2 protein-coding genes are annotated in these 2,199 nt (G+C 43.9%); both read left to right on the top strand.

What is annotated here, in order from left to right:
- Window positions 1–897: hypothetical protein (locus tag BACCELL_RS22415; RefSeq protein ID WP_007214389.1), on the top strand; the 897-nt coding region annotated here is incomplete at its 5' end.
- Window positions 898–930: 33 nt separating this feature from the next.
- Window positions 931–2,199 (top strand): hypothetical protein (locus BACCELL_RS22410; protein WP_007214388.1); only part of this gene is annotated, 1,269 nt, incomplete at its 3' end.

The raw sequence follows: 2,199 nt of genomic DNA, 5'->3' as shown, positions 1-2,199 counted from the left end.
GGTCTGAATTCATGGGACTGGAACGTTTATACCGACGGAATGTATGCGTATGCTTTCCCGACTTTCTCTAACCGCTTATGGTGGGATTGGCGTTATAACTCCTACGGATGGGGAGGCTATCCTTATTATGGTTGGGGTGGATACTCACCTTATTACAGTTACGGTGGCTGGTCCTATGGCTGGGGCGGTTTCTACGGTGGCTGGAGTTGGGGATGGGGACATCATCACCATCATTATTATCCTGGCGGTGGCTGGTATCCCGGTGGCGGTGGACACTGGGGAGGCAACCATTGGGGGAGTCGTGATACATATACGAACAGGCGCTACAGCGGAACACGTAGTACGACAACTGCACGGCGTACTGACGGAACTGGTAGAGTGACAGGTGCGACCAGACAAAGCACAAGTGGACAAGTAAGACGTGGAGAAAGTGGAACTACCCGTCGGGTAGTGGGAACCCGTTCTTCCGGTGAACGTCCGGGAATGTCAACCCGCACAGATGCAGCTTCCTCAAGACGTTCTACCTATACACGTCCAAGTAGTACACGTAGCAGCTCTTCTTATAATAGCAATGTAGGAAATGTACGTAGTGGTAGTACGGTTCGTGGTACTTCAACGAGATCATCTTCGGGAAGTAGCGGCACTGTAAGAAGTACTTCAACACGTAGTAGCAGTACCTATAACCGGGGTAGTTCAACAGCTCCACGCAGCTACTCTAATGATAATAATCGTTCTTCTAGCTCACGGTCTTATAGTGCTCCTTCCACTCGTTCTTCTTCCAGTAGCAGTTATTCATCAGGAAGCAGTTCCCGTTCCAGTGGCAGTAGCTATTCCAGTGGCGGTGGAGGTTCCACACGTTCCAGTGGTGGCGGTGGCGGCTCAAGCAGAAGAAGATAAAAGTTAAGTGTTTCACACAAAAATGAATGAATTATGAAGAAGATAATGACTCTAACAGCCCTTGCTATGTTCGTCTCAATGGGTGCAGGGGCACAGACGGTATACGATGCTACGAATATAGCCAGTAAAGATCTAAGTGGTACTGCTCGTTTCGTAGGTATGGGAGGCGCAATGGGAGCGTTAGGTGGTGATATTTCCACTATCGGTACGAACCCTGCGGGTATTGGTATCTATCGTAGTAACGATATAGTAGCATCTTTCGGCTATTCGATTACAGATGTTGAAAGCAAATATGGCGGACAGACATTTAATATGGGAAAAAACCGTTGGAACTTTGATAATGCAGGTGTTGTGTTTTCTACCAAGGTTGGTAATGTTACGTCATTACGTTATGTAAACTTTGCCTTTAATTATCAGAAAGTAAAGTCTTTCAATCGGAATATGACTATGGCAGGAGACTTGAATGGTTATTCGCAGACCTATCAGATGGCAGCTATGTCCGATGGGATTACACCGGAAATGTGGAAGGGTAGTAATCCTTTTAATGCAAATGATATCGGATGGCTTTCCGCACTGGGATGGGAGGGACACCTGATAAATCCTTCAATAACTACTGATAAGACACCTTATCCTTATAATGATGCCGATGGTAATCAAATAAAGGATGAGGAAGGTAATCTTTTATATGAGAATTATAATTTCTACACAAGCATTTTAGGAGACGGTGACTATCCTTATTTACGTGAATTCCGTTCTCGGGAAAGTGGAGGAGTAAATCAATTTGATTTTAATGTTTCTTTCAACTTTAATGATCGTTTCTATCTTGGCTTTACGATAGGAGCTTATGATGTGGACTATAATAAGTATACATTATATGATGAAGATTTCCGTACAGGAAATGAAGAACCGACAGGTTCCGGATACATCTTGGAAAGTTTCAATAAAGTAAGTGGTGCCGGCTTTGACTTTAAACTTGGTGCTATTCTTCGTCCGTTTGAGGATTCACCTTTACGTCTCGGGCTTGCCATACATACCCCGACTTTCTATAATTTGACATGGTCTACTTCAGCCCGTCTTGTTTCCGATCTGTATCAGGGAGATAAGGTTGTATCTACAACGGTGGATAGCTTTGATTATTTGAATAATGGAGATTTGAAACAAGAATATCAGATGAACACTCCATGGACTTATAATCTGAGCTTGGGATATACTGTAGGAACTCAATTGGCTTTAGGTGCTGAATATGAGTATAAAGACTACTCGACAACTAAGTTCTATTATTCTGATGGCGATAAGATGGAA

The sequence above is a fragment of the Bacteroides cellulosilyticus DSM 14838 genome (assembly GCF_000158035.1).
GTDB classification, from domain to species: Bacteria; Bacteroidota; Bacteroidia; order Bacteroidales; family Bacteroidaceae; genus Bacteroides; species Bacteroides cellulosilyticus.
This window is presented reverse-complemented; position numbering and strand designations above follow the sequence as displayed.